Annotated in this window: 3 protein-coding genes; 2 read left to right on the top strand and 1 reads right to left on the bottom strand. The window is 62.0% G+C overall.

Annotation, left to right across the window (positions count from 1 at the left end; all coding sequences use genetic code 11):
* Positions 1–1,391: FAD-binding oxidoreductase (locus MPJ51_RS12935; protein ID WP_298387297.1), on the top strand; the 1,391-nt coding region annotated here is incomplete at its 5' end.
* Positions 1,392–1,515: 124 nt separating this feature from the next.
* On the opposite strand, the gene MPJ51_RS12940 is transcribed toward MPJ51_RS12935, so the two are convergent.
* Positions 1,516–4,728, bottom strand: coding sequence for a reductive dehalogenase (locus MPJ51_RS12940; protein WP_298387300.1), 3,213 nt, complete (start codon positions 4,726–4,728; stop codon positions 1,516–1,518).
* A 70-nt stretch (positions 4,729–4,798) separates the two neighbouring features.
* Between MPJ51_RS12940 and MPJ51_RS12945 the strand changes: the two genes are divergently transcribed.
* Complete coding sequence (locus MPJ51_RS12945) at positions 4,799–5,617, top strand: helix-turn-helix transcriptional regulator (RefSeq protein ID WP_298387303.1); 819 nt, start codon at positions 4,799–4,801, stop codon at positions 5,615–5,617.
* The last annotated feature ends 115 nt before the right edge of the window (positions 5,618–5,732 follow it).

The raw sequence follows: 5,732 nt of genomic DNA on the forward strand, positions 1-5,732 counted from the left end.
TGGAACTGGCGGCCTCCCTTTCCGCGCTGCTGGGGCCGGAGGGCTGGAAAACCGGTGCCGAGGCTGCGCCTTACAGCCGCGACTGGCTGGATCGGTTTGGCGTCGCGCCCCTTGGCGTGGCCCGGCCTGCGACGACCGAAGCCGTTGCCGAAACCATGCGGCTGTGCCACCAGAATGGCGTGGCCGTGGTGGCGCAAGGCGGTAATACCGGGCTGGTTGGCGGCTCGGTCGCGGCGCGCGAAAACACCGTCATTCTGTCCCTGTCCCGCATGAACCAGATCGAGTCGATTGATCCGATAGATTTCACGGCAACGGTTGGCCCGGGGGTCGTCTTGGCGCAGTTGCACGAGGCTGTCGCTGCCGAAGACCTGCACTTCCCTCTGCATCTGGGCTCGGAGGGCAGCGCGCAGATCGGCGGGCTGATCGCCTGCAATGCAGGCGGGTCGCATGCGTTCCGCTTTGGCATGATGCAGGACCTGGTTTTGGGGCTCGAAGTGGTTCTGCCCGATGGCCGCATCTGGAACGGGGCGCGGCGGTTGATCAAGGACAATGCTGGGTTTCAGCTGCGCAAGCTGTTTGCCGGGTCCGAGGGTCGTCTGGGCGTCGTGACCAAGGCCGTGCTGCGCTTGTTCCCCGCCGCCCGCGACCGGGCCACCGCCCTGATTGCGGTCCCGGACCGACACCGGGCGCTGGCACTGGCAAGCAGCCTGCGCGCCGATGCCGGAGAGTTCCTGACCGGGCTGGAATTCTTCGAAGACCCGACGTTGGATTTGGCTTTGCGGAACGTGCCCAGCCTGAAATGGCCGCTGCAAGGCCGGTCGCCGTTCTATGTTCTGGCTGAGGTTGCAACCTCGATCCCCGGGCTGCGGCTTGAGGATATTTTTGAACGCGCGTTGGAACATCTCTTTGAAAATGACCTGGCCGAGGACGCGGTGATCGCCAGCAGCGAGGCGCAACGTCTGGCCCTTTGGGCCATCCGCGAGGAGCTGCCCGAAGGCGCGCGGCTGGAGGGGCGGCAGATCAAGCATGACATCGCGGTCCCGGTCAGCCAGATCGCTGCTTTTGTCGACCGTTGCAGCCCCTTGGTCGAACGGATTTTGCCGGGTGTGCGTATCTGGGTGTTCGGCCATCTGGCGGATGGCAACATCCACTACAACCTTTCCCCGCCTGTCGGGCAGAATGATTTCGCCGGGCGCGATACCGACCTGTCGGACTGCATCTATCGCACGGTGGTCGAATTCAGTGGCAGTTTCGCCGCTGAACACGGCATGGGGCGCACCAAGGTTGCGATTGCCGACATGCTGCGGTCCCCGGTTGAGCGTGATGTGATGCGGCGCCTTCACAGGGCAATTGATCCGGACGATATCATGAATCCGGGGGTCGTAGTCTGACCCGTTGGGCCTGACTACCGGTGAAACCCATAGAAGGATCGAATTGAACCCGAAAGCGCGTATGCGTCTGGCGGGTTAAGCCCCATGTTTTGATTGGCGTCCTGTCGCTTTGGCAGGTCCCTCGTCACACATCCAGTTCGATCAGGCCATCGCTGCCGGATGCGCGGGACTGGCAGGTGATGATGGTTGTCTCACGCTGTTTGTTGGACAGGACAAAATCCCGATGCTCGACCTCGCCCGAGATCAGCCCGCATTTGCACACCCCGCAAATCCCGTCCGAGCATTTCACATCCACATGAAATCCGTTTTCCTGCAGCACGTCGGCGATGGTCTTGTCCTCGGGCACTGTCAGATCCTTGCCGGAACGGGCCAGGCGCACGGTGAATTCGAAGTTCTCGTATTCCGGCTGTTCCGGGACCGAGAAATATTCCAGATGGCGTGCCTCCTCGGGAAAGCCCTGCCGTTCGGCGGCGTCCATCACGCCATCCATGTAACGGTTCGGGCCACAGGTGTAGACGTGCCAGCCGTCCTGATATCCGGCCATGATGGCATCCAGATCGGCGCGGGTGCCTTCATCCGAGAAATGGTAATGCACCTTGTCGGCCCAGGGCATCGCGGCCAGATCGTCCAGAAACCCGGCACCGGCGCGGGTCGAGGCGGAATAGTGCAATGCGAAATCCGCACCCAATTCGTACAGGCGATGGGCAAAGGCGATCATCGGGGTGATGCCGATACCGCCGCCCATCAGGAAGGTCTTTGTGGCGGTCTCGTCCAGTTCGAAATGGTTGATGGGTTTCGAGATGAAGACCTTGCGCCCTTCGTTGAAAATCCGGTGCAGCAGGGCCGAGCCACCGCGACCCTCATCCTCGCGCAATACACCGATCTGATAGGCCGAGCGGTCGGCGGGGTTGCCGGACATCGAATATTGCCGCAGGAATTCCGGCGCTACCAGCACGTCCAGATGTGCGCCTGCGGTCCATTCCGGCAGCGGCGCGCCATTGAGGCTTGTGAACTCGTACTTGCTGACGCCGTCCGCCATTGCTTCGACCTTGGCCAGTTCCACCTGAATGACCGGCGCGTCGTCATCATTGGAATAGCGATGCAGCATTGATGTATCACCCTGCGCCAGCCGTTCCTGATATTCCTTGGCGGGGATCATCGCTTCATACGCCTCGATCCCGGCTTCGCGGTCCATGGGGAAGGGATAGGGGTAGGGGTGCGGGGCCAGCGGGGCGGGATAGACGGCCAGCGTCTGGTCTTCGAATTTCAGGTCCAGATCGGTTTGCAAATCCCGGCTGTTGACCGGGTTTTTCGGCGCGCGGTAGCCGCCGGTTTCGTCCAGCTCGACATCCCACCACCATTTCTTGACCTCATTGAGGCTGCCATTGCCGATCCGGTCATCCAGTTTCGCCAGCACCGGCGCGGCGGCGGGAATGTTCGATGCGGCCCAGCGGATCGGAGCCTGCGTGAACAAACCTTCCAGATTCCACGGGCAGGTTTTCATGCACCGTCCGCACATGGCACCGCCGGGCTGCGTGACCCGATAGGTGGTGCATTTCTGGCTGTCGGATTTCCAGATCTCATAACCGTTGAACATCAGTTTCGGTCCGGCAGTGATCGCGCCCGAGGGGCATTCGCGGGCGCATTTATTGCAGTTCTCACAGAAATTCTGCAGCCCGAAGTCGATGGGTTTGTCATGCGCCATCGGCATGTCGGTGGTCACCGCACCGGATTTCAGGCGCGGGCCCAGATAGGGGTTAAGGATCACCTCGCCGATGCGGCTGACCTCACCCAGACCTGACAGCAACAACAGCGGCGGTTGCAGCACTTCGCCATCCATCACCGTATGCGCTTTGGCCTTGTAGCCCAGATTGCGGATTTGTTGCGCAATCACACCGCCCAGCAGCGAAAAGCGCAGGTAGGCGCGCATGGACTGGCTGACGGCGATCCAGTCATCGCCGCTGGCACCTTCCATGGTCTCGAACCCCTGATCGATGATCATGCTGACCGCCTGATCATGGGGCGGGTCGATGGGCGTACCGGTGGCGTCATGGCTGTACCATGTCCAATCGGGGCAGCGGCTGGTACCGACCGCATCGACCCCCAGAAAATAGCTGGCCGCCTTGAGGTTCTGCGCATTGCGCTCGGCATCGGTGGGGCGGGTTCCGGCGGCGTCGGACTCACCGTCCTGTAGCAGAACAAAAGCCCCAAGCGCGCGCCGCTGGGCAAAACTGGGCGCGGATTTACGCACATAATGCCCACCTTTGGCGTTGTCCTGCAGGTTCTTGCCCATATCGCCGAATTGCGCGCGGGCGAACATATCGGCGCGTTTCGGGACCCGCGCCACGTTGGCCTCGTCAATATAGGTGGTGGGCTGATCCACCCGCTTGAGCCGCTCAAACGGGTGGGCACCGTCAGCATAATTCCGACGGGCATAGGGGTCGCGGTTCAGGGCGGATTTGCCGAACCCCTTGCCCAGCCACCAGGCCGGGCCACGGGTTTTGAACCAGGGTTGCGCCGACATTGGGGCCAGCGCGGCGTCATGGGCGATCTCCATCTCGGTGGTGATGGCGGCCAGACCGAACCGTGTGCCCAGCCAAGGTGCAACCAATTCGCCATCCTCGGCGCTGACCAGACCGGCGGCCACCGCCAGCTTGTTCAGATCAACCTCGGTTGTGGTCGAGGTATGCGCCCGCGCGTCATACCCCAGAAGCCGGATGTAGTTGGCAATCACCACTGCTGTTTCCGTCGCCCGCAGACAGGCGCGGTGGTCCTGCGCATCCATGATCCAGTCGCTGCCGGGCTCGTCTGCGCGCGGGTCGCGCAAGTGTTCATACAGAAAGACGATAGCATGCGTGTGATGGGTGACCGGACCCGGCTGCGCCTCCATGCTTTCCTTGAGGTCGGCCATGATCATGTCGATCCCCGAGGCCAGCGTCTTGGTCTGCCGGGTCTTCAACGCATGGGCCAGCCGCTCGATATCCGGGTTGCGGCGAGGGGCGTCCAGAAACATGTCGGCCCGCAAAGGCCCGGTTCCCACCATCGAGGCATCGTTGTAATAGCCAAACGCCTTAAGGTGATTGGCCCGCTCGATCGGGTCCGCCGGGATGGCCGCGATTTCCTTGTTCACAAACCCGTCGCGGATCGCGTCCATCATCGCCTGAAACTCTCCCATCGCGTTGACGATGCTTTCGGGATGTTCGGGACGGTGAAAGCTGAGTGGCTTGGTGGCGGACGTGGCAGACAGATCCGGCAGCACGCTTAGGCGTTCCAGACGCTCCAACGGGTAAGAGCCCAGATGAACCGGGCGGTTCTTCGTGGAAAAAATCTTGGTCATGGTGGCATTCCGGGCTTTGAGGGGTTGGCGCGTTGACTACCGCAAACCGGCATTTTATTCTGTCACCCTAATGAGTGACATCTTCCCGCCACGCCCGCTGCCCCGCGATCCGGTGGCCGCATTGGTCGCGACCCTGCGCACCCCCGAATTCCCGGATGCGTTGATGACTTACATCCGGCAGGCCGCGGAAATCGCCAATTTTGGCGCGTTCTACGTGGCTGACATGAACAAGCCGGTTCCGGTCCTGTCGATCTGGGGCGGCGAGATGAGCAGCTATTGGTTCAACCGCAACGCCCGCACGATCCTGGCCAATGACGACCTTGTGGCAGACACAGTGCGCCGGATACGCAGCGCCGGCAAAGGCGAATTGGCCATCGAAAGGTGGCGACCCGATCCCGCTGACCCCCGCACGCCGATCTATATCCGTGATGAGGTGATCGAGCGGGTCACAGTGTCTTCCCGATCCGGCCGGATCGGCCTGATGTCCTTTTTCCTGCGTGGCCGGGAGTCCGGCTGGTTGCAACACGATGAGATGGAGCGCCTTCAGGCCATTCTGCCGATCGTTCACGAGTTGATCGGCCTGCGGCACTATGTTGTGGGTTCGTCGGCCTTTCAGCTTTCGCCCAAGGCACGTGTTTCCGGGCTGCGCCATCGCGATGCCGGATCGTTCGGCATGCTGTCCCCGCGCGAGGCCGAGGTGTGCGACATGCTGGTTCAGGGGGTCGGTGTCTCGGGCACTGCGCTGGAATTGGGGGTCTCTGAGAACACGGTGCGCACTTTGCGCCGCAGGGCGTATGAAAAGCTGGGGGTGCATTCCGCGACACAGATTGCCGCGCTAATCATGAATATCGAGGCTGGCATGGATGGCGGCGTTCCGCCTTCGACCTGAGGCTTTTTACCCCGGTCGTTTGAAACCCCACGTGTTTGCCGCACTGAAAGTCGGAGCACCTGCCAGCCCATCAGGGCAGCGGTTTGGTGGCGCAGGCAAAGGCGAGTCTGTGAAA

The sequence above is a fragment of the Ruegeria sp. genome (genome assembly GCF_028066395.1).
Taxonomy (GTDB): Bacteria; Pseudomonadota; Alphaproteobacteria; order Rhodobacterales; family Rhodobacteraceae; genus Ruegeria.